At 73.6% G+C, this 18,788-nt stretch carries 13 protein-coding genes; 5 read left to right on the top strand and 8 right to left on the bottom strand.

Annotated features, from left to right (window positions below; genetic code table 11):
- Window positions 1–7: 7 nt before the first annotated feature.
- Window positions 8–766: a class I SAM-dependent methyltransferase gene (locus WMF11_RS25705; protein WP_437910924.1), complete on the bottom strand. Its 759-nt coding sequence runs from the start codon at window positions 764–766 to the stop codon at window positions 8–10.
- Between the two features lie 96 nt (window positions 767–862).
- Here WMF11_RS25705 and WMF11_RS25700 point away from each other — a divergent pair, with 96 nt between their 5' ends.
- Window positions 863–1,360, top strand: a complete 498-nt coding sequence (locus WMF11_RS25700; RefSeq protein WP_437979269.1) for a hypothetical protein — start codon at window positions 863–865, stop codon at window positions 1,358–1,360.
- A gap of 63 nt (window positions 1,361–1,423) precedes the next feature.
- On the opposite strand, the gene WMF11_RS25695 is transcribed toward WMF11_RS25700, so the two are convergent.
- Together WMF11_RS25695 and WMF11_RS25690 are read right to left on the bottom strand one after the other, a co-directional pair.
- Window positions 1,424–6,511 carry a translocation/assembly module TamB domain-containing protein gene (locus tag WMF11_RS25695; RefSeq protein ID WP_437979268.1) on the bottom strand — a complete coding sequence of 1,696 codons (5,088 nt, stop codon included), beginning with the start codon at window positions 6,509–6,511 and terminating at the stop codon, window positions 1,424–1,426.
- Window positions 6,512–6,721: 210 nt separating this feature from the next.
- The gene (locus tag WMF11_RS25690) at window positions 6,722–8,428 is read right to left on the bottom strand and encodes a protein kinase domain-containing protein (protein WP_437910921.1); all 1,707 of its coding nucleotides are present in this window, start codon (window positions 8,426–8,428) and stop codon (window positions 6,722–6,724) included.
- Between the two features lie 350 nt (window positions 8,429–8,778).
- On the opposite strand from WMF11_RS25690, the gene WMF11_RS25685 reads away from it, so the two are divergent.
- Window positions 8,779–10,293: a phytoene desaturase family protein gene (locus WMF11_RS25685; RefSeq protein WP_437979267.1), complete on the top strand. Its 1,515-nt coding sequence runs from the start codon at window positions 8,779–8,781 to the stop codon at window positions 10,291–10,293.
- A 202-nt stretch (window positions 10,294–10,495) separates the two neighbouring features.
- Here the strand turns inward: WMF11_RS25685 and WMF11_RS25680 are convergent, their stop codons facing one another.
- On the bottom strand, window positions 10,496–11,749 hold the full coding sequence (locus tag WMF11_RS25680) for a hypothetical protein (RefSeq protein WP_437979266.1): 1,254 nt from the start codon (window positions 11,747–11,749) through the stop codon (window positions 10,496–10,498).
- Between the two features lie 471 nt (window positions 11,750–12,220).
- Window positions 12,221–12,814, bottom strand: coding sequence for a hypothetical protein (locus WMF11_RS25675; protein WP_437555268.1), 594 nt, complete (start codon window positions 12,812–12,814; stop codon window positions 12,221–12,223).
- A gap of 536 nt (window positions 12,815–13,350) precedes the next feature.
- On the opposite strand from WMF11_RS25675, the gene WMF11_RS25670 reads away from it, so the two are divergent.
- The 3 genes from WMF11_RS25670 to WMF11_RS25660 all read left to right on the top strand — a co-directional run bounded on the left by WMF11_RS25670 (window position 13,351) and on the right by WMF11_RS25660 (window position 15,687).
- Window positions 13,351–13,863, top strand: a complete 513-nt coding sequence (locus tag WMF11_RS25670; protein ID WP_437979265.1) for a GNAT family N-acetyltransferase — start codon at window positions 13,351–13,353, stop codon at window positions 13,861–13,863.
- Window positions 13,864–14,013: 150 nt separating this feature from the next.
- Window positions 14,014–14,622, top strand: a complete 609-nt coding sequence (locus WMF11_RS25665; protein WP_437979264.1) for a TetR family transcriptional regulator — start codon at window positions 14,014–14,016, stop codon at window positions 14,620–14,622.
- Window positions 14,623–14,679: 57 nt separating this feature from the next.
- Window positions 14,680–15,687: a Rieske 2Fe-2S domain-containing protein gene (locus WMF11_RS25660; protein ID WP_437979263.1), complete on the top strand. Its 1,008-nt coding sequence runs from the start codon at window positions 14,680–14,682 to the stop codon at window positions 15,685–15,687.
- A 114-nt stretch (window positions 15,688–15,801) separates the two neighbouring features.
- Here the strand turns inward: WMF11_RS25660 and WMF11_RS25655 are convergent, their stop codons facing one another.
- From WMF11_RS25655 to WMF11_RS25645, 3 genes are all read right to left on the bottom strand, one after another.
- Window positions 15,802–16,608, bottom strand: a complete 807-nt coding sequence (locus WMF11_RS25655; RefSeq protein ID WP_437979262.1) for a ferritin-like domain-containing protein — start codon at window positions 16,606–16,608, stop codon at window positions 15,802–15,804.
- Between the two features lie 70 nt (window positions 16,609–16,678).
- Complete coding sequence (locus tag WMF11_RS25650; RefSeq protein ID WP_437979261.1) at window positions 16,679–17,722, bottom strand: hypothetical protein; 1,044 nt, start codon at window positions 17,720–17,722, stop codon at window positions 16,679–16,681.
- A 213-nt stretch (window positions 17,723–17,935) separates the two neighbouring features.
- Window positions 17,936–18,643 (bottom strand): hypothetical protein, encoded by a 708-nt coding sequence (locus tag WMF11_RS25645; RefSeq protein WP_437979260.1) that lies wholly within the window; start codon window positions 18,641–18,643, stop codon window positions 17,936–17,938.
- Window positions 18,644–18,788 lie beyond the last annotated feature (145 nt).

Genomic DNA, 18,788 nt, shown 5'->3' with positions numbered 1-18,788 from the left:
GCGCGGCTCACGCCTTCCGCGCGGCGGCGATCCAGAACCCGCCGAGCTGCGCGAGCGGCGTGTCGCACAGCGCCCACTCCGCCCTGTGCAGGAGGCGCCCGAGGCCCGGCACGCGCATCGCGGCCGCGAACGGCGTCACGATGCGCACCCCGCGCGAGGCGACGACGCGCACGCCGTCCGGCATCAGGGCGGCGGCGGCGCTCGGCGCGTCGAAGCGCGTGAAGACGGCGCTCTCCCGGGTCCTGTCGCTGATGGCGCCCGCCGGGCCGAGCCGCTTCACGAGCCCGCGCAGGCTGTAGGGGTTGTAGAACTCGGCGATCACGTGCCCGCCGGGCCGCACCACGCGCGCCATCTCCGACAGCGCGCGACGGACGTCCTCCACGTGGGCGAGCACCTTGAACGAGCACGCGACGTCGAAGCTCTCGTCGGCGAACGGCAGGTCGGTCGCGCTCCCCTCCACGACGTCGAGCCCGCGCTCCCGGGCGCGCTCGAGCATGCCGGGCGAGAGATCGACCCCGCGCGCGGCGCGCGCGAACGCGCCGATCCGCGCGAGCAGGAGCCCGGTCCCGCACCCCACCTCCAGCACGTCGCGGCCCTCGCCGAAGCGGCGCACGAAGTCGACCTCGAGCGCGTCGACGAGGTCGTGGTAGCCCCCGGGATCGCGCCCTCCGCGCCGGGCCTCGTAGCGCGCCGAGAACTCGTCGTAGTACGCCCGCGTCGCGCGCAGGTGCTCGTCCGTGCCGACCTCTACCGTCTGGGCTCCCATGGGCCCGCTATAGTACTCCGCGCCGCGGGCTGCCCGCGCTCCTTGCGCTCCTTGCGATTCACCGCGCCGGGCGGCATCTCTCCTGCGAGGTGACCCATGAAACCCGGCGACCATCCCGATTTCTTCCGCTTCGCGCCGCCCCCAGGGACCTCCCGCGAGAGCTCGATCCGGCTCGATCGCGAGGGCCGTTTCTGGCACGACGGCGCCCGGGTCGACCATCCGGCGATCGAGCGCGGGCTCCGGTCCTGGATCGGGCGGCACCCGGACGACGGCCGGCCGATCCTCACGAACGGCTACGACTGGTGTTACTTCCAGGTCGACGACGCGCCGCTCTTCGTCGACGCGCTCCGGATCGGCGAGGGCGGCGCGGTCTCGCTGCTCCTGTTCGACGGCACGGAGGAGCCGCTCGATCCGGCGACGCTCTCCGTCGGCGAGGACGGCGTCGTGTACGCGCGCGCCCGGAGCGGCGCGCTCGAGGCGCGCTTCTCGCGCCACGCGCAGACGCAGCTCGCCCCGCTGCTCGTCGAGGCCGAGCCGCCCACGCTCCGCGTCGGCGGGCGCGAGGTCACGCTGCCCCCGCGGGCCGCGCGCTAGCCCCGCGCGCCGGAGCTCCCGAGGGGGTCGCTGTCGCGCGGGGCCGATGCGGCCGCGCTCGGCTCAGTACCGGTACTGCCAGAGCAGGTCGAGCATGCCCGAGGTCGCCTGGCGCGCGTCGACGCCCACCGTGCCGCGGAGCGTCCAGTGCTCGCTGAAGCGCCAGTCGATGGTGACCTCGGTCTGCGTGCCGCGCTCGCTCGCCGTCCCGCCAGGGGTCGGCCCGCTCGAGACCGTCGCGGCGCTCTGCTGCGCGCCTTCCTGGAAGGTCGCCTGCGCCGTCAGGTTGTCGCTCAGCCGGTAGACCAGGCTCGTCCGCAGCGCGCCCTCGGACGTCGTCCCGAACCGCGTCGTCAGCCCGCGCAGCGGCGCGATGCCGCTCAGCAGCGCGTTGAACTGCGCCGACGCGATCTCGCTGCCGACCGACGCCGCGACGCCGCCGGCCGCGAGGCCCGCGGGCGTCTGGGAGCCCGCGGCCTGCGCGCCCTCCGAGAAATCGGCGCCGAACAGGAGCCGCGCGAGGATGTCCTGCTGCGAGCTCGGCGGGCTCGAGGTGAAGCGCAGCGACCTGTCGGTGATGGGCCGGAGGTTGCCGTTGAAGGCGACGTGGATGCGCGTGCCGTCGGGGGCGTCCCAGTGCGCCGTGACGTTCAGGTGCGGGTTCGACGCCTCCTCCTCGCGCAGGCGCACGCGCCCGCCCTCGATCTCGAACGCCTTGCCGTAGATCTCGAGCTCGCCCCGCGTGACCACGATGCCGCCCGACACCCGCGTGTCCTCTCCGATCACGACGCGCGGCGGCGCGTCCTCGGCGCTCTGCAGGCGCAGCCTTAGCCCCGCGCCGCTGACGAACGCGTCGCGCACGTCGAACGCCACGGAGTAGCGCAGCGCGTCCGCCGCGCGCCGCTGCTTCGCCGGCCCGAGCGGCTGCGAGACGGAGATGTCGGGGTTGTCGCCGAGCGGCTGGACGTCGCGGCTGCTCGTCGCCGGCAGCGAGACGCGGAGCGTGGGGACCGTCGCGTACAGGGCGAGCTCGCCCGGCTTCTTCTCCGCGATGAACGACAGCGCCCCGGAGGCGGTCCCGAGCGGCACCCCCTCGAGCGTGAGCGGGAGGGCCTGGTCCTCGGCGATGGTCAGCGCCCCGGCGCCGTCGCGCAGCGAAAGCCCGGCGAGGCGGAACAGGGCCCAGCCCTGCGCCATCCCGGTCGTGCCCGCCGCGCGGAAGCCCTCGATCCGGACGACGCCGCCCTCGGCCGTGACGCGGGCGGCCACGTCGCGCAGCTCCTGCCCGAGCTCCGGGATGTGCACGACGCCGTCCCTGACCTCCAGCTGGGCGCGGAGGTTGCCGTCGGCGTCGGACGGGCCGCCGAGCTCGATGCGGAGGTTGCCGTCCAGCGTCCCGTCGACCTTGCTCAGCAGACCGCCGACCAGCGGCTGGAGCGCCGCGAGCCGGAAGCGCTCCGCGGAGATGGCGAGGTCCGTGCGCTCGCCGTCGAGGACCGGGATGAACCCGCCGCGGAAGCGCACGCTCGCGAAGGCGTTCGCGCGGAGCTTGCCGCCGCGCTGGCCCTCGAGGGCGAGCTCGGTGACGCGGAGGTTCCCGCGCCCGGCCTCGCGCATCGGGTCGATCCGCAGCGCGAGCACGCCGCGCTCGAAGGCGAGGTCGCTCCCGAGCGTGACGCCCGGCACCGTAAGGCGCGCCCTGAGCGACGGCGCGATGTTGAGGCCGCGCATCTCGATCTCGCCGCTCACGCGCCCGGCGATGCCGCTGTCGGCGAGCAGGGGGATCTCGCCGAGCGGGACCTCGCGCAGCGTCGCGCGGAAGGAGCCCGTCCACGCCGGGGGCGGAGGCGCGCCTTTGAGCGCGCGCGCCGGGACGTCCGCGAGCAGGCGCTCGAGCGGCGCGAGCACCTGGGCGCTCACGGTCGCGATCTCGGCCGCGCCGCGCGTGACGTGCGCGTCCAGCGTGGCCTTCTCGCTGTCGTACGTGAGCCACGCGTCGAGATCGGTGGGGAACAGGAGATCCGTCGCGCTCGAGGCGCCCGGCGGCGCATAGGTCAAGCCCCACCAGAGGGTGCGCGCCGTCAGGAACGGACGCTCGATCGTGCCGCTTGCGTACGCGTCGATCCGCACCTCGCCGGCGAGCGGCGGGAGCGCCTCGCGCACGAACGAGGGCAGCGTGGTGAGCTGGTCCATCCCGCGCCGCGGGATGGCGGCGTGCGCGGCGATGGGCGAGCGCAGGAGCGACGACCAAAGGGCCGCGGGCGGCCCCGTGAGCGCCTCGAGATCGAGCTCGATCGCGCCGGAGACGTCGGCGAGCAGCCCGCCGTCGTACAGGGTCAGCGCGGCGTCCGCCTTGCCGGTCGCGCCGCTGAACGAGCCCTTGAGCTGCGCGTCGACGAAGCGCGACTCCCAGGCCGGGCGCTCGGCGCCCAGCCGATGAGGACCGGCGAGCGCGAGGCCGTGCGTCCGCACGAGCACGTCGTGCAGCGAAGGCAACGGCTCGCCGGCCGCGCGCGACACCCCGAAGCTGGTCGTGAGCTTGCCGCGCACCTCGCTCACGATGTGCCCGATCGGCATGAGCTGCGCGAGGCAGCCGAGGTCCCAGTCGTTCGCGGCGACCTCGGCCTTCCCGACCAGGGTCGTCCAGGTCTTCGCGCGCAGGAGGGGCCCTTCCAGCGTGCCCTCGGCGCCGGACACACGCACGCTCGCGAGGGTGCCGGCGCACCGCGGCAGGGCGTCGTTCCACGCGCGGTTCGGCGGCTGCCCGCCGTTCCCGTTCGGTTGCGGCGATTTCGCGTCGATGCGCACGGACCCGTCGGCCTTGATCTGGTCGCGCTCGAAGGTCGCCGTGAGCTGCGCCGAGATGCCGGACAGGAACGCGATCTCGCCCCCCGCAAGGCCGAGCCGTACGTGGCCCGAGCGACCGGCCTCGCGGTCCCGATCGAGCGCGACGTCGACCTCCGCGCGCCCGCGCACGCGGATCGGGAGCCCGAGGAGCCGGGCCACGCGGCCGACGTCGATGCCGTCGCCCCGGAGGCGCCCGGTCACGTCATCGCCCCGCACCGCGAGCCGGCCCTTCAGCGAGCCGAGCTCGGCCGAGGAGAGATCGAGCCCCTCGACGGCGAGCCCGCCGGCCGAGGAGGTGATCGCCGTGATCTTCCCCGCGACCGCGGCGCCGTCGCGCTTCAGCTGGAGCTCGAGGTCGCGGAGGGCGAGGGGAGTGGTGGCCAGCCGCGCGGAGGCGCTCAGGGAGTCGTCGCCGTCGGTGAGCGTCGCGCGGAGCTTCGGCGAGGCGAGCGGGCCGGAGATCTGCGCGGTGACCTCGTCGACCGTGTGGCCGCCGGCGAGCGCCTCCTTCCCGGAGAGCGAGGCGTCGATCGAGAGCGCGTCGATCGGCCCGGAGACCCGCCCCGCGACGCGCGCGCTGGCGAGCGCGACGTCCTGGCCGACCCGGAGGCCGGCGAACGCGCCTTCGACGCGCGCGTCGAGCGCTCCCTTGCGCAGGCTCCCCTCGACGCGCACGCGGCCGGCGCCGTCGACGGGCCCGGCGAGGCGCGGCGCCGCGGCGATCGCCGGGATGTCGGCCGTCGCCGCGAAATGGAGGCCCTGCCCGCCCGGCAGGAGGGAGACGGCGGCGTCGATCGGCGCGCCCGGCTCGTGGAGGTGCACGCGCGCGTGGAGCTCGCCGCGGTCGAGCACGAGGTGGACGTCCGCCGCCGGCACGCGCTGCTCGAGCAGCGCGGTGGGCTCGGTCCGCGCCTCGACGGAGAGCCGGAGCAGGTCGCCGAGCTCGACGTGCACCCGGCCGTCCGCGGTGATCAAGGGCGCCGGCTCGGAGCCGCGCTCCAGCGCGGGCTTCGTCGCCTCGGCGCGGAGCCGGGCGGGCGCAACGCGGGGCAGGGCGGGCACGGCGTGGGTCAGGGTGGGTACGGCACGGGGCCGGGCGGGCGCGGCTGGGGTGGGCGCCGCGCCGGCCGGTACGGGCGCCGTGCCCGCCTGCGTCGGCGCTGCCCCGCTCGCCGTATCGGGCGAGAGGCGCACGCCGAAGAGCCGCAGATCGACGTCGCGCGCCTGCACCTCCGCGTCGAGCCGCACGGGCCCCGCCACGTCGAGCCGCCCGGTCAGGGCGAGGCCGCCGCCCGCCGGGCCCGCAGGATCCGCCGTGGCCGAGGCCACCACGTCGAGCTGAGGGAGGTGCCCGTCCACGGCCACGCGCGCGGAGATCGGCTCGGTGAGGGGGTGATCCGGGAGGAGGCTCCGCAGCTGCTCCGGCGTGGCGCGCGGGACGCTCGCCTGCGCCTCGAGGTGCTCCTCGTCGAGCACGGCCCGCGCGGTGATCTCGACGTCGGCGAGCCGACCGGCGAAGCTGCTCCACATCCGGACCTTGTCCCCGGCGCGGAGGTGGTAGTTCGCCGTGCCCGCCGTCCTGGCCGGCAGGAACGCGCGATCCACGAGGCCCGTCTGATCGACGTCGACCGCGACGCCCTCCGGGCCGATGTGCACCGACCCGAAGAGCCGGCTGACATCGGCGTCCAGCGCGCGCGGCGGAGCGAGCTGCCCGTGGACCCACCCGCGCCCGATCTCGACGTGCGAGAGGGCGACGACGACGTCGCGCGGAGGCCCCTCGGGCTTGGACGAGGGCGGGCTTCGCGGCGGCAGCGGCGTGAACGTGTCGCCGAGGGTGACGCCCCCCGCGCCGTTGTCCTGGACCAGCACGTCGGCCTGCTCGACCCGGATGTACGGGACCTCGATGTGGAGCGCGCCCGCGCCGAAGAGCGCGCCGCGGAGCATCGCGAGCACGTCGGCGCGCGCCTCGAGGCCGCTCGCGCGGATCACCTTGTTCCCCCGTGGATCGAGCGCGACCGCCGATCGGATCCGCACGCCGCCCAGGCCGAGCGCGTCGATCTCGTCAGCCACGATCCGCCCCTGGAACAGCGAGCCGAGGAGCCGGTTCGTGGCGTCGCGGGCCACGCGGCGCGCGGCGGGCGTGTCGAGGTGGAGCGCGACGCCCACGGCCGCGGCGCCCGCGAACGTCAGCGTGAGCCCGAGCGCCGCCGCGACGGCGGACGCAGCGCGGCGCGCGCGTCCCGGCGCGCGCGGCGGGCGCGGTGCCGAGGAGCGCCGCGCCTCGGGTGCGGGATCGGGCGTCACGGCGGGTAGCTTAGTACGCACGGGGCGCGGCGACCGTGCTGGCGCGCGGCGCGACGGCAGGCGGCGGAGGAACGCCGCGCCGCCGGGTCGAGCTCCGCGGGGGCGCATCCGAGCCCGATCCACGCGCGCCGAAGGGAAGTCCTCGCCGGAGCGCCTCGACCTGCGACACGCGGCCACGATGTGCGCCCGAGCCGCGCCGGAGCGGAGCGATCAGCCGGCGAGCCGCTCGAGCTCCACGAAGAGCGTGCCGAGCTCCGGCTTCGACCGGAGCGGCGCGCAGAAGCGGCTGGCCAGGTGGAGCAGCTCGGCGTCGAGCTGATCGACCCTCCGCCCGATCTCGGCGATGCGCTCCTGGGACTCCCGTCGCCGCGCCTCGAGCTGCCGGTCGAGCTCTTCGAGGCGCTCGCGCAGCTTCTTGATCTGCGCGTCCACCTCGGCCACCTCGTGCTCGCGGGCGATCGCCTCGCTCTCCGCCTCGTAGTCCGCCTTGCGCGACGCATACCAGCCCTCGACGAGCTCGGCCAGCCTGCGGTAGCTGGCGGCGAGCTCGAGGTAGGGCTCGGCGAACCCGCACCGGCCCTCCCAGCGCACGGCCTCCTTGTGCGCGATCAGCACCTCGGGGACGAACGCCTGCGTCGCCGCGCTGAGCGGCGCCACCCTGGCGCGGAACGACCGGGCCTCCTCGCGCGTGAGCGAGGCGTCGACCGTGAGCGCGTCCATCGCCCGCCCGATCTGCATCCGGCCGTCGCGCCACTCCTCGGCGACGCCCTCGAGGCGCCGCTGCTCGTCGAGGGCCCTCGAGCGGAGGTCGGCGTGCTCCCGCACGACGCCGCGCAGCGCCTCGAGCTGCCGCTGGATCTCCCCCGGCGCCGACGCGCCGAACGCGCGGGCCGTCATCCGCTCGAACAGATCGAGCCGGCTGACCCAGGGATCGCGCCCGGCGCCCCTCGAGCGCACCGCCGAGTCGCGCGGCATCGCCTCCGGCGGCGGGGGGAGCGCGATCCGGCTCGCGGCCGCGATCTCCTCGAGCTCCGCGAGCACGCGGTACGCGTCGACGGGGCGCTCGGACGGCTCCTTCGCCATCAGGGCGCTGACGAGGCGGTCGAGCGCGTCCGGCATCTCCGGAGCGAGCTCCTTGAGGTGCGGCGGCTGCTCGTTCATGTGCTTCAGGATCCAGCTCGCCGGATCCGGGGCGTCGAACGGCAGCCGCTGCGTGATCATCTCGAACATGATGACCCCGAGCGAGTAGAGGTCCGCCGGGGGGCCAGCGTCGATCGTCGTGCTGCGCTCCGGCGCCATGTACTGCGGTGTGCCGAAGATCTCGCCGAGGTTCGTGAGGCGCGCGTCCTGCGCGCAGCGGGCGATGCCGAAGTCGAGGAGCTTCACCCAGTCGCCCTTCATCAGGAACACGTTCTCCGGCTTGAGATCGCGGTGCACGACGTCGAAGTCGTGCGCTCGGCCGAGGGCGCGCGCCATCTGCACCCAGATGGGCAGGGCCCGCGCGAGCGGCACCCGGCTGCGCTCCACCACGTCGGCGAGGCTCGTCCCCTGGAGCAGCTCCATCACGAGGAACGGCAGCCCGTCGTCGGTGTCGCCCTGATCGAAGATCTCGATGATGTTCGGGTGCGCGAGCCGCTGCGCGTGCCGTGCCTCGCGCCGGAAGCGCTCCCGCGTCGTCGTGTCCTGCGCGAACTCGCGGTTCAGGATCTTGATGGCGCACGGGGTGCCGATCAGCTTGTTGTATGCCCTGTAGACCGTGGCCATCCCGCCGATCCCGAGGCCGAGCTCGATGACGTAGCGACCCGCGATCGACGTCCCGATGCGGGGATCCTTCTCGGAGACGAGCGATGAGCCGTCGATGAAGCAGAAGGCGCTGTCGGCCGGGTAACGCTGATGGCACTGCGGGCAGGTCTTCATAGCGGGCACGTCGGCTGCAAGGCTACACTCTACGGGGGGCCGCTCTCGAGGGTCAACGCTCGGCGCGCGCCTCGGCGCTTTGTCGAATCGTGGTGTGCTGCGCTGCCTTGCCCTGCGTGATTCCGCGTAGCCCGATGTCTCCTCGCGCGGCCCCGCGTCCTCCCACGTGGCCCACGCGCCTCCTCGCATCCCGCGGCCACCCCTCACGTGGTCTCGCGTGGTCTCGCGTCTGCTAGCGCCTGCTAGCGCCTGCTAGCGCCTGCTAGCGTGATTCCAGCGCGGTTTCCGCCAGATTGCCGGCGGCGCGGCGCGCGCAGCGCGGGCTCTCCACGATATGTTCTCGTGACGTCATGGACGAGGCTCCCTTGCGCGCGGTGGTGATCGGCTCTGGCGTCGGCGGCGCTGCCGCGGCGCTCCTCCTTGCGCACGCCGGCATCCCGACCCTGCTCGTCGAGAGGGAGCGCCGCCTGGGCGGCTCCTCTGCCGCTTACGAGAGGGACGGCTTCCGTATCGACACAGTCACGCACATGCTCGGCTGTGGCGAGCAAGGCCCGCTCGGCGACGTGCTCCGCCGCGTGGGCCAGGGCGACGCCATCACGTTCCAGCAGAGCGACGAGCCGGCGGCGCTCTGCTTCACGGGCGCCCGCGCCGGGGCCGCGCGCGCTCGCCGCGTCGTCCTGCAGGCAGACCTCCTCCGGCTCGCCGGGACCGCCCTGGATCTCGCGCGCGGCCTCGACCTCACGCCGCTGGAGGCCGCGGGCGCCGCGCGTCTCTTCGCGCACGCGGCGGCGATGCGCGACGTCGATCTGGCCGCGTGCGACGACGTGACGGCCGAGGCGTACGTGGCCCGCTTCATCCCGCGCGCCGCCGCCGCCGCTCGGCTCGGCGGCCTGCTTGGCCTGCCGCTGCTGCTGCCAGGAGCCGAGGCGTCCGCGGGCGAGGCGCTGTTCTCCTTGCGCCGGCTCGCCCGCGCCGGCCGGCAGCGTTATCCCGAGGGGGGCGCGTCGCGGATCCCCGAGGTCTTCTGCCGCCTGGCCCGGGAGCTCGGCGCTGCCGTGTGGACGGGCGCGACCGTGCGCCGCGTGCTGGTGCGCGATCGTCGCGTGCAGGGCGTCGAGCTCGAGGACGGAACGGCGCTCCCTGCGCGCATCGTGGTGAGCGCGGCCGGGCTCCTGCGCACGGTGTCGGGCCTCGTTGGCGAGCCGCACTTCCCCGACGCCTACGTGGCGCGCGTCCGTGCGATCGCGCCCCAGCCGAGGCTCGTCGAGGTCAAGATCGGGCTGCGCAGGCGGCTCGTCCCGGCGGGGGCGCTCGCCGGTCTCGCGGGCGGCGCCGGCGCGCCGCCGTTTCCGTTCTACTGCCTCGCGCCGACGCGCTTCGACCCGTCGCTCGCGCCGCCTGGACATGAGCTCCTCTGCGCGTGCGCCGTACCGGGTGGGAGCGGCGGCGCCTCGCGCGGCGGACCCGGCGCGACGGTCGACGAGCTCTTGCGCGCGCTGTCGGCGGCGGTGCCCGGCGTGCTCTCCCAGGCGATCTTCGTCGACGGATCATCCGCGGACGGAGAGGCGGGCGCTCCCGGCGGCGAGCTCGCGTCGGGGACGGCGCAGACGCCTGGCCAGGTCGGCCGCGCGCGGCCGGCGGTGTACACGCCCGTGCGGGGGCTGTACCTCGCAGGGCGCGCGGCCGGCGGGCGCGGCGCGGGGATGGATCTCGCCGCCTCGAGCGCGATGGAGTGCGTCGACCGGATCCTCGTCGATCTCGGCCGCGATCTCGGCGCGCCCGCCCCGCCCGCGCTGATCGACATCGCCCGCGATCTGCTCGGCCGCGCCGCCGGCTCCACCGTCTCGCGGCTCACGCGCCGCTAGAGCGGCGGTCACCCGCTTCGGATACGGGCCCATCTCGACGTTTTCGGTGCTCAGCGCACCGGAGTGCGCTTGCGCGCCGAAAACGCCGATCTGGGCCCGTCTCCTGTGCGGGTGACCGCCGCTCTGGTGCCGCTCCGCTTTGGATGGGCCGCTCTGCTCTGGATGGTGCAGAGGGGGGGCAGGAACCGCTCTGGCCTGCGCTTCAGCGCGTGGTCGTGGTGCCGCGGTTGCCCCGCGCGAGCGCGTCGAGCGGCAGCTTCTGATCCTCGAACACGGCGTCTAGCTCCTCGCTGCCCCGCTCTCGCACGCCGGAGCGCGGCGACAGCTCGGGGCGCACCGAGGACGCCGGAGCCATCCGCGCCGACAGGGGCCCCATCGTCTTGATCGACGGCGGGGGCTCGGCGCTCGAGGGCGTGCCGGGCGGGACGGAGCGCACGGAGGGGGGCGAGCTCGCCATCGTGCGCAACGACGGCGGGCTCGGCAGGCTGCGCCTGGAGGAGGGCGGCCCTGCTTGCGCGCTCGACGGCGTCGGTGTGGGTCGACGCGCCGCAGGGCCCCCTGGCAGAGGGCGCGACGAGGGGACCGGCGGCACGCTCGGCTGCGCGCGCGTCGACGGAGGTGGACCCGCCAGGAGCTGTGAGCGCATCGACGGAGGCGGGCTCGACAGGGGCTCGGGGCGCGACGACGGAGGCAGGCTCGACAGGCGGCCGCTCCCGGCGGTCTCCGCGTACGCATGCGCAGGGCCCGAGAGCGAGCGGGCGGAGGGCGGCGGTGTCGATGGTGATCCGCCCGGCACGTACGCGCTCGGCTGCGTGCGCGCCAGCGGCGGCGCGGAGGGCATCGAGGGGGGCGAGCGGAACGAAGGCGGCGCGCTCGACGGGGGCACCGGCGTGAGCGCGTGGCTCGCGAGGGGCGCCCGGGCCGACGGCGGGGCGGCGGAGCGCGCCGATGGCGGCGGCAGCGTGCTCTGGCTCGTCGACCTCTCGCGGACCTGCGGCGCGAGGCGGGGATCCGCGCTCGCGCCCGCCCGCTGCGGTGCGCGGGAGTCCGCGCTCGAGGCCGCCTTGTGGCCGAAGGTCTCGCTGCGCTGCGCCCCGATCATCGTGTAGCGCCCGCCGCCCTCGTCGCGCCGACCCGCGTCGCGCTGCGCGTTCGTCTCGCGCGTCTCGCGCAGCGCGCCGTTCAGCATCGCCTCGAGCTCTCGCTCGCTGACCTCCTCATCGAGCCGCAGCAGCGTCGAGTGGACGTCCCGGGCGAGCGCCTCGAAATCGGCGGGATCCCTCGCGTAGATGCTGTTGGACAGGAGGATCGCGAGCGGCCGCCGCTCGGCGGCGATCGTCGTGGCGGTCGCCGCGTCGCAGCGGTGCAGGAGCACCCCGCAGCCCGGCGCCACCGCGAGGCACAGGCTGAAGAGCGCCGGCCACGCGGGATCAAGGACCACAAGAATGCTGGGCACATGAAGCGGGGTTGCGGTGATCTGCGCGCGGCGGTCCATGGCAGCCCGAGGATAAACGAAACTGCCCGAGCGTTCGTAGTTCTCTTTCTCTGAATCGGTCATTTTTACTCTGCTTGTGCGTTCTGCGATGAGGCCAGTGGCGTCGATCTCCTACAGCTCGATTGCGTGTGCGCCAGTCATTGCGGCGTCGCGTCATCACGTCGTCGCGACGTCGCGTCATCGCGTCATGGCGTCACGGCGTCGTCGTCGTGACATCGACCTTTCGGCTCCCGCGTCCACCCGGCGCGCGTCCTGCTCCGGGCTGGGCGCGCGCGCCGCGCGCCCCCCGCCGGGATGAGCGGCGGAGGGCGCGCGGCGCGGCAACGCCGGTGTCGCGGTGGGCGTCGCGGTGGGCGTCGTGGGCTCGGTGGACGCCGGGAGACGACGTGGTGTGACGTCTGCGCGGCGCCGCCTCGCCCCGCGGCGCCGCGATCACAGCCCGGTATAGATGGTGGCGAAGGAGGCCGCCTCGCCGCGGAGAAGCAGGCTGAGCCGCGGGTTCGGCACCTTGAAGGTGTGAATCTTGGCGTTCCGCACGTCGAGCACCGCGAAGGCGCCGCCCGGCGTGCTCTCCGCGAGCCCGTTCATGAGCAGGTTCAGCACGACCGAGACGCGCTTGGACGACAGGGGCTCCCCGCGGAAATACATCTTGATGACATGCGGCGTCCCATCGATGACGAGCCCGAGCTCCGGGTTGACGTTGATCTCCAGATCGCCGAGGCGGTACGTGGACGCCGGCGGCTCGAACCACGTCATCCTCGTCGAGGCGAGGAACTTGCGATATCCGTTCACCACCGACGGGTAAATGCGGCGGCGCCGCTCGTCGTGCTGCGCGGCGAGGAAGCCGTCGAGCACGCTGGTGGGCTTTCCGCTCCTGTGCATGTCGACGATCGCCTCTCGCACCTGCCTGTAAAAGTCCGTGTAGAGCTCGTCCTTCCGCTCCTTGAACTCCCTGACGCCCGTCAGCTTGGGCGTCCCGGCCTTGAGAACGAAGTCGACAAAGTACGTGAGCGAGATCTTTTCCATGAAGTCTCCTCCAAAACGAAGCATTCCGGCGCGCCATTTACACGCTCGTGCGAGAGACACGCCGTCGCGCCGCGTTCTTGATGTCTACCATGGATAGTCATCTTCGACCCGTCGGGAAAGGGATCGATCGGACGGACATTGTCCCAACCCGTCAGGGGCGGACGGCGGTGCCTGTTGCCGTAGAAATCGTTGTGATTACGAATGGTTGCGTGTGTCGTCGGGCGCCGGTTCACCCGGTTCACCCTGCCGCGCGCGGCGTTCCGCTAGGCTGTGCGAATGGCCATGACGAGAAGAGGCGCGCGCGGCGAAGGTAATCGACAGAATCCAGCTGTTGTCCAGGGGATGTCCTGTGGAGAAGGCCTGTGGAGAACCGGAGAGGAAGGGGCGCTATCGAGGCGTCGACCCGGTGGGACATGGTCTGTCATAGCCGCGTCCTCTCTGGCGCTTGACGCGGCTCGCGGGCGGGGGATCGCGCCGGACGCTGCCCCTCGCGCAGGCCGATCGGCGGAGAAGCGTCGGCCCGGCGGGGTGCGTCGATGATGGACGTCAGGCCGGAGCGCGCGGGCGATGAAGCGGGGATCCGCGCCGTTCACCTCGCGGCGTTTCCCTCGGCGCTCGAGGCGGATCTCGTGGACAGGCTGCGGGACGCGGGGCGCGCGGCCGTCTCGCTGGTCGCGGTGACGGACACGGGCATCGTCGGACATGTCCTGTTCAGCCCCGTGACGATCGCCGGCGACGGCGTCCCCGGCAAAGGCGTCGGCCTCGCGCCGCTCGCGGTCTCGCCCGGGCTCGAGGGCCGCGGCATCGGCTCTGCGCTGGCGCGACAGGGGATCGCGGCGTGCACGGACGCCGGATTCGCGTTCGCCGTCGTCCTCGGATCGCCGGAGTACTACGCTCGGTTCGGGTTCGAGAAGGCCAGCCTGTACGGCCTCGGCAACGAGTACGCGGCGGACGAGGCGTTCATGGCGATCGAGCTCGCGCAGGGGGCGCTCGAGCGCGCCCGGGGCGTGGTCATCTACAGCCCCGAGTTCGGCGTCTTCACGACCTGAGCCCGAGCCCGGCGTCTTCACGACCTGGTCTCGCGTCCTCTCCGCCAGATCGCCCCGCCCGTCCCGACGGCGGCCCCACCCCGCGCGCCCGGCGCCGGCCAGGTGACGATCGGGCTTGCTAACATACATTCGAGAATGTATATGGGGTGGGTGCGACGGACGAAGGAGGAAGCAGCGGCGACCCGCGAGCAGATCCTCGACGCGGCGCTGCGCGTCTTCAGCCGCAAGGGATACTCGGCGGCGACGCTGCAGGACGTCGCGGCGGAAGCCGGGCTGACGCGGGGCGCGGTCTACTGGCACTTCAAGGGCAAGGTGGAGCTCTACTCGGCGCTGATCGGCGAGCGCTTCGCCAAGGCGAACGAGGTCTTCGCCGAGGCGCTCTCGCCCCGGTACGCGCCGCTCGAGTCGATCGAGCGCCTGCTCACGCGATCGCTCGAGGTCCTCGAGGAAGATCCAGAGTACCGCGCGGTCCTCTCGATCACGCTGTTCAAGACCGAGCTCACGCCCGAGCTGGAACCGGGATTCCAGCAGAAGATCGCGAACGCGCGCCGCCTCGTCGACATGGTCGCCGACCTCGTGCGAAAGGGCATCGCGGCCGGCCAGATCGACCGCGCCACCGACCCGAGGGCCGCGGCCCTCGCGGCCGTCAGCCTCGTGCACGGAGCGACCGCGCTGCACCTCATGGACCCGACGGCGCTGGAGTCCAGGGCCGTCGTGCGCCGCATGGTCGCGACGTTCCTGCGCGGGCTCCGGCGCTGAGGGCGTTTTTTTAGGTCGATTTACATACATTCATGAATGTTTGTTGGAGGTGAGGTCATGTTCCTCAGGGAGTACTGGTATGTTGCCTGTGCGTCCTCGCAGCTCGGGGATGCCCCCCGCGCGGTCCGGGTCCTCGATCGGGACATCGTTGTATTTCGAGGAGACGGCCGCCGTCCCCGCGCGCTCGCGGATCGCTGCTGTCACCGCGGCGTCAAGCTGTCTCTCGGGCGCGTGACCCGGGGAGAGCTGGCGTGCGGATACCACGGCTGGAGGTTCGGCGGCGGCGGCGAGTGCGTGCACATCCCGTCGCTCGCGGGGGACAGGCGCATCCCCGAGAGGTGCGGTGTCCCCGCGTTCCCGTGCGCGGAGCAGGACGGGTATGTGTGGGTCTGGCTCGGCGAGGGCCACGGCGGAGCGCCGCCGCCCGCGCCGAGCATCGACGGCTTTGCGGCGCACCGCTGGGATCAGGGCTCGGTGGAGCTCGGGTGCTCGTCCATCAAAGGCCTGGAGAACAACCTCGACTGGTGTCACCCAGCGTTTGCGCACCCGTGGACCCACTGGCAGTTCTACACGGCGCTCTTCCGCGGCCTGCGCGAGGAGCTCCTCGAGCTGCGGCCGACGCTCGACGGCATGACGCTGCGCGGGCCGGTCCGCGAGGACGGCGGCGCGCCAGGGCAGCGGTCGGTGCAGACGCTGCTCTCGTTCAAGCTCCCCGACCGCGTCGAGGTGCGCTCGCTGGGAGGGCCCTCGCGCCGGATCGTCCTGCACTTCGTCCCGACCGCGCCCGATCGGTGCCGCCTGGAGTGGATGAGCGCGAGGGCGCTGCCCTTCGGGGCGCGCGTGCGCTTTCGCCAGGAAGAGCCGGCGATCCTCCGGCAGGACCGGCTCCTCCTGGAGAGCGCGGAGCTCGCCTGCGCGGAGCAGGGGGCCCTCCGCGAGCACCACGTCGAGGCGGACGCGCCAGCGCTGCTCCTGCGCCGCATCCTCGAGTCGGCGGCGCGCGGCGAATGGGCGCAGAGGCGGGAGAGCCTGCCGGAACGGCGGGTGATCCGCGTGATGGCGTGACGGCGCGTCCGCGCAGGCTCCAGGCCGGCGGCGCTGTGTGCGAGGGCTGGCGGGGTCCGGCTCAGGGGGCGCGGCCGTATCGCGGCGTCGCGCGGCGGCTGGGAGGCGTCCGGCTCAGGGGGGCGCGGCGGACCTGTCGGGCGCTGTCGCCGCGCGCCACGCGGCGGTCGCATCGAGGCCGTGCTCGCCGAAGCGAGGCGCGTAGTCCCGCTCCACGGCGCGCTCCAGGATCTCGCCGTACCGCGCGGGCGGCATCAGGCCCCAGGCGCGATCGTCGTCGGAGATCGCCGCGCGCCTCGCGCCGCCAGGGGGCATGTAGCTCCTGCGAAGCCGCGTGAACATGGCGTGGAGCTCGCGCTCGACCAGCTGCCGCACGGCCGGCGCGCACGGCTGCTCGAGCAGGTAACGGAGCAGCGTCCAGCCAAAGTCGCGGTGCCGCACCTCGTCGCGCAGGATGCGGTCGAGCGCCCGGCGCGCGACCGGCACGGTGCACCCCTCGCGGAGCACCTTGAAGAGCGGGACCGCGACCGTCTCCCCCAGGCAGAACACCTCCACGCCCGCCCGGGCGACGGCCATCTCGAGCGGCTCGTCCCCGCTGCTCCTGAGCCCGAGCGTCTCGCGGCGGAGCGCCGGCAAGGCGCCGCCGCCCGCGCGGGCGTGGACGCGATGGCTGAGTCGCGCGTGCGCGAGCTCGTCCTTGACGATGCGGAGGCCGTCGTCGATGAGATCCGGCGACGCGCCCATCTGGATCAGCCAGAGCGTGAGGTGCTGCGTGATCGCCGCCGAGCGGTACTCGGCCTCGACGCGCCGCCCCCACTCGGCGCGCACCGCGTCGCTCGCGGGAGGGAGGGGGGCGCGCTGCCCGCGCGGCGCCTCCGCGTCAGCGTCGCTGTCCTGCTCTGCGTCGGGGGCGTCCGTCATGGGATCACGCTAGGCGGGGAGTCCGGGGGCGGCAAGACGGGAGACGGGCGCTCGCCGCCCCCGGAGGAGCTCACGGCGACGTGCTCGGGCGCCCGCCTGGCGGCGCGCACACCTTCACTGTCGAGCCGCAGGCGTCACAGGCCTGCTTGTAACAGGGGTTGATGACGAGCTCCTGGCAGAGCGTCCCGCCCGGACACGCCTCGTCGACCTCGCAACCCTGGCTCGGGAAGCAGCCCGCCTTGGCCAGCACGGGGGTCGTCGAGGCGTCGCCGCAGCCTGGCGTGAGCCAGCGACACGCTGGCCCGAGGTTTTCGCACGCGTCCTCGGTGGCGGCGTTGAGACAGACGTCGGGGGGCGGCGGGTTGCAGAAGATCTCGGCTACCTGCCAGCTCCAGGTGTCCTTTTGCTGAACGCACGCGGCCTCGGTCGGCATCGGGCCGCAGCCGGTCATCATCTCGTAGGGGCAGGGCCCGCTCGCCGCCACGCAGGGATCCCCGTCGGTCGGCATCACCTCGGGACACACCGGCGGCGGCGGGTTGCAGGCCGGCGAGATCGGCTCGGACCACGTGCCGTCGTCACCGCACGTCACCAGCGCAGGGCAGCTGGTGGCGTCATAGTTACAGGTCGTCCCGGGCTCCGCGCAGGCGCTGCCGGCCTTCGGCATCTCCACGGGGCACACCGGCGGCGGCGGGTTGCAGGCCGGCGAGATCGGCTCGGACCACGTGCCGTCGTCACCGCACGTCACCACCGAGGGGCAACCGGTGGTGTCATAGTTGCAGGTCTTCCCGCGCTCCTCGCAGGCGCTGCCGGCCTTCGGGACCTCCGCGGGGCACTCCGGCGGCGGCGGGTTGCAGGCCACCGTGGGGGCCCGATCCCACACCTCGCCCATACACGTCCTGTAGATCGGGATGCCGCACGACTCCTCACCATAGTTGCACGAGAGGCCGTCCTCCTCGCAGCTCGATCCGATCTCCGGCGCCGACTCGGGGCAGCTGCCGCTCGTCACCGTGGGATCGCACCCCGGCAGGGCCACCGCGCCCGCGAGCGAGGCCGCCGCGGCGACGGTCACGATGAACGGCGCCTTCAGCACCTTTCGCTTCTTCTGCATGGACATGGTTCGACCGGTCCTTTCTTTGGCACAGGTTGGCGCAGGGTTACGTCCTCGCGCGCTCCAGGGCTGGGTTGAGCAAGCGAGGTGCCAGGGCGAGCCATGGCGGAGCCGGGAGCGAGATTTGTCAGCAGGAAACGAAAATGACGCCCTGGGTGTGTCTCTCCACAGCGCTCGTGGGGGCCCGCGAGCGCTGTCCCGCTCGGGCCATGAGCCGATTCAGCGGCAGGCGCTGATCTGCACGTCGTCGATGTTCCAGCCCGACATGGGCGCGCCGCCGAAGGCGATGACGGCGCTGTAGCCGAACCGCACGCGCAGGTTCGAGCTCTTGTAGGGCGTCAGATCGTAGGTGACGCGCTTCCATCCGGACTCGGTGACATCGTCGTGCGGAGACTCGTAGACGATCCGCCAGCGCGATCCGTCGAAGACCTCGACGCGGGCCTTGTTGCGGTAGGTCGTGTTCAGCCATCGCCAGAACGACAGCGTGACTTGCCCGCTCACCAGCGCGTCGACGGCGGGGCTGGTCAGGTAGCGCTGCGGGTGCGGCGCGGTGACGCTCGGGCTGCCGCCGAGGACCACGCCCGCCACGCCGTCGTCGCCGGCCCCGGTGTGATCGCTGGCCGGATCGGGGAACCCCGCGCGCTGGTCGCTCGACGCCCTCGCCGGCCCGATCTCCCACCCCGCCGCGAGGCTCCACCGGGTCGCCTTGTCCGCGAAGGCCTCCGTGAAGAGGACCCGCGCGGAGCACGGCGCGCTCGGGTCGACGTTCCCGGGGGCGCCGCGGAACGCCGTCGGAGAGGCCGCCGCCCAGTCCAGCGCCAGAGACCCGTCCCCCTCCGCGAGCCATGGCGCGTCCGCCGGGCCGGGCGTGCACGCGGCCGCGGCGAGGCCGCACAGGACAGCGGTCCGCCCGATCCATCTCTTCATGGTCGCTCCTACGAACGTTCAATGCCGGAGGCGCAGACACCCTTCCGCAGGGCCGTCGCGCGGCATCGAGAGCACGTGTTTGTAGGCCCGAACCGGGGCGGCCGATAGCCCACGCGAGCGGCGGCAGATGCGGTGAGATCGGCGT

The organism is Sorangium sp. So ce295 (genome assembly GCF_051527405.1).
In the GTDB taxonomy this organism is placed as follows: domain Bacteria; phylum Myxococcota_A; class Polyangia; order Polyangiales; family Polyangiaceae; genus Sorangium; species Sorangium cellulosum_B.
Note: the sequence above shows the minus strand (reverse complement) of the source record. Positions and strands in the feature narration are given on the sequence as shown.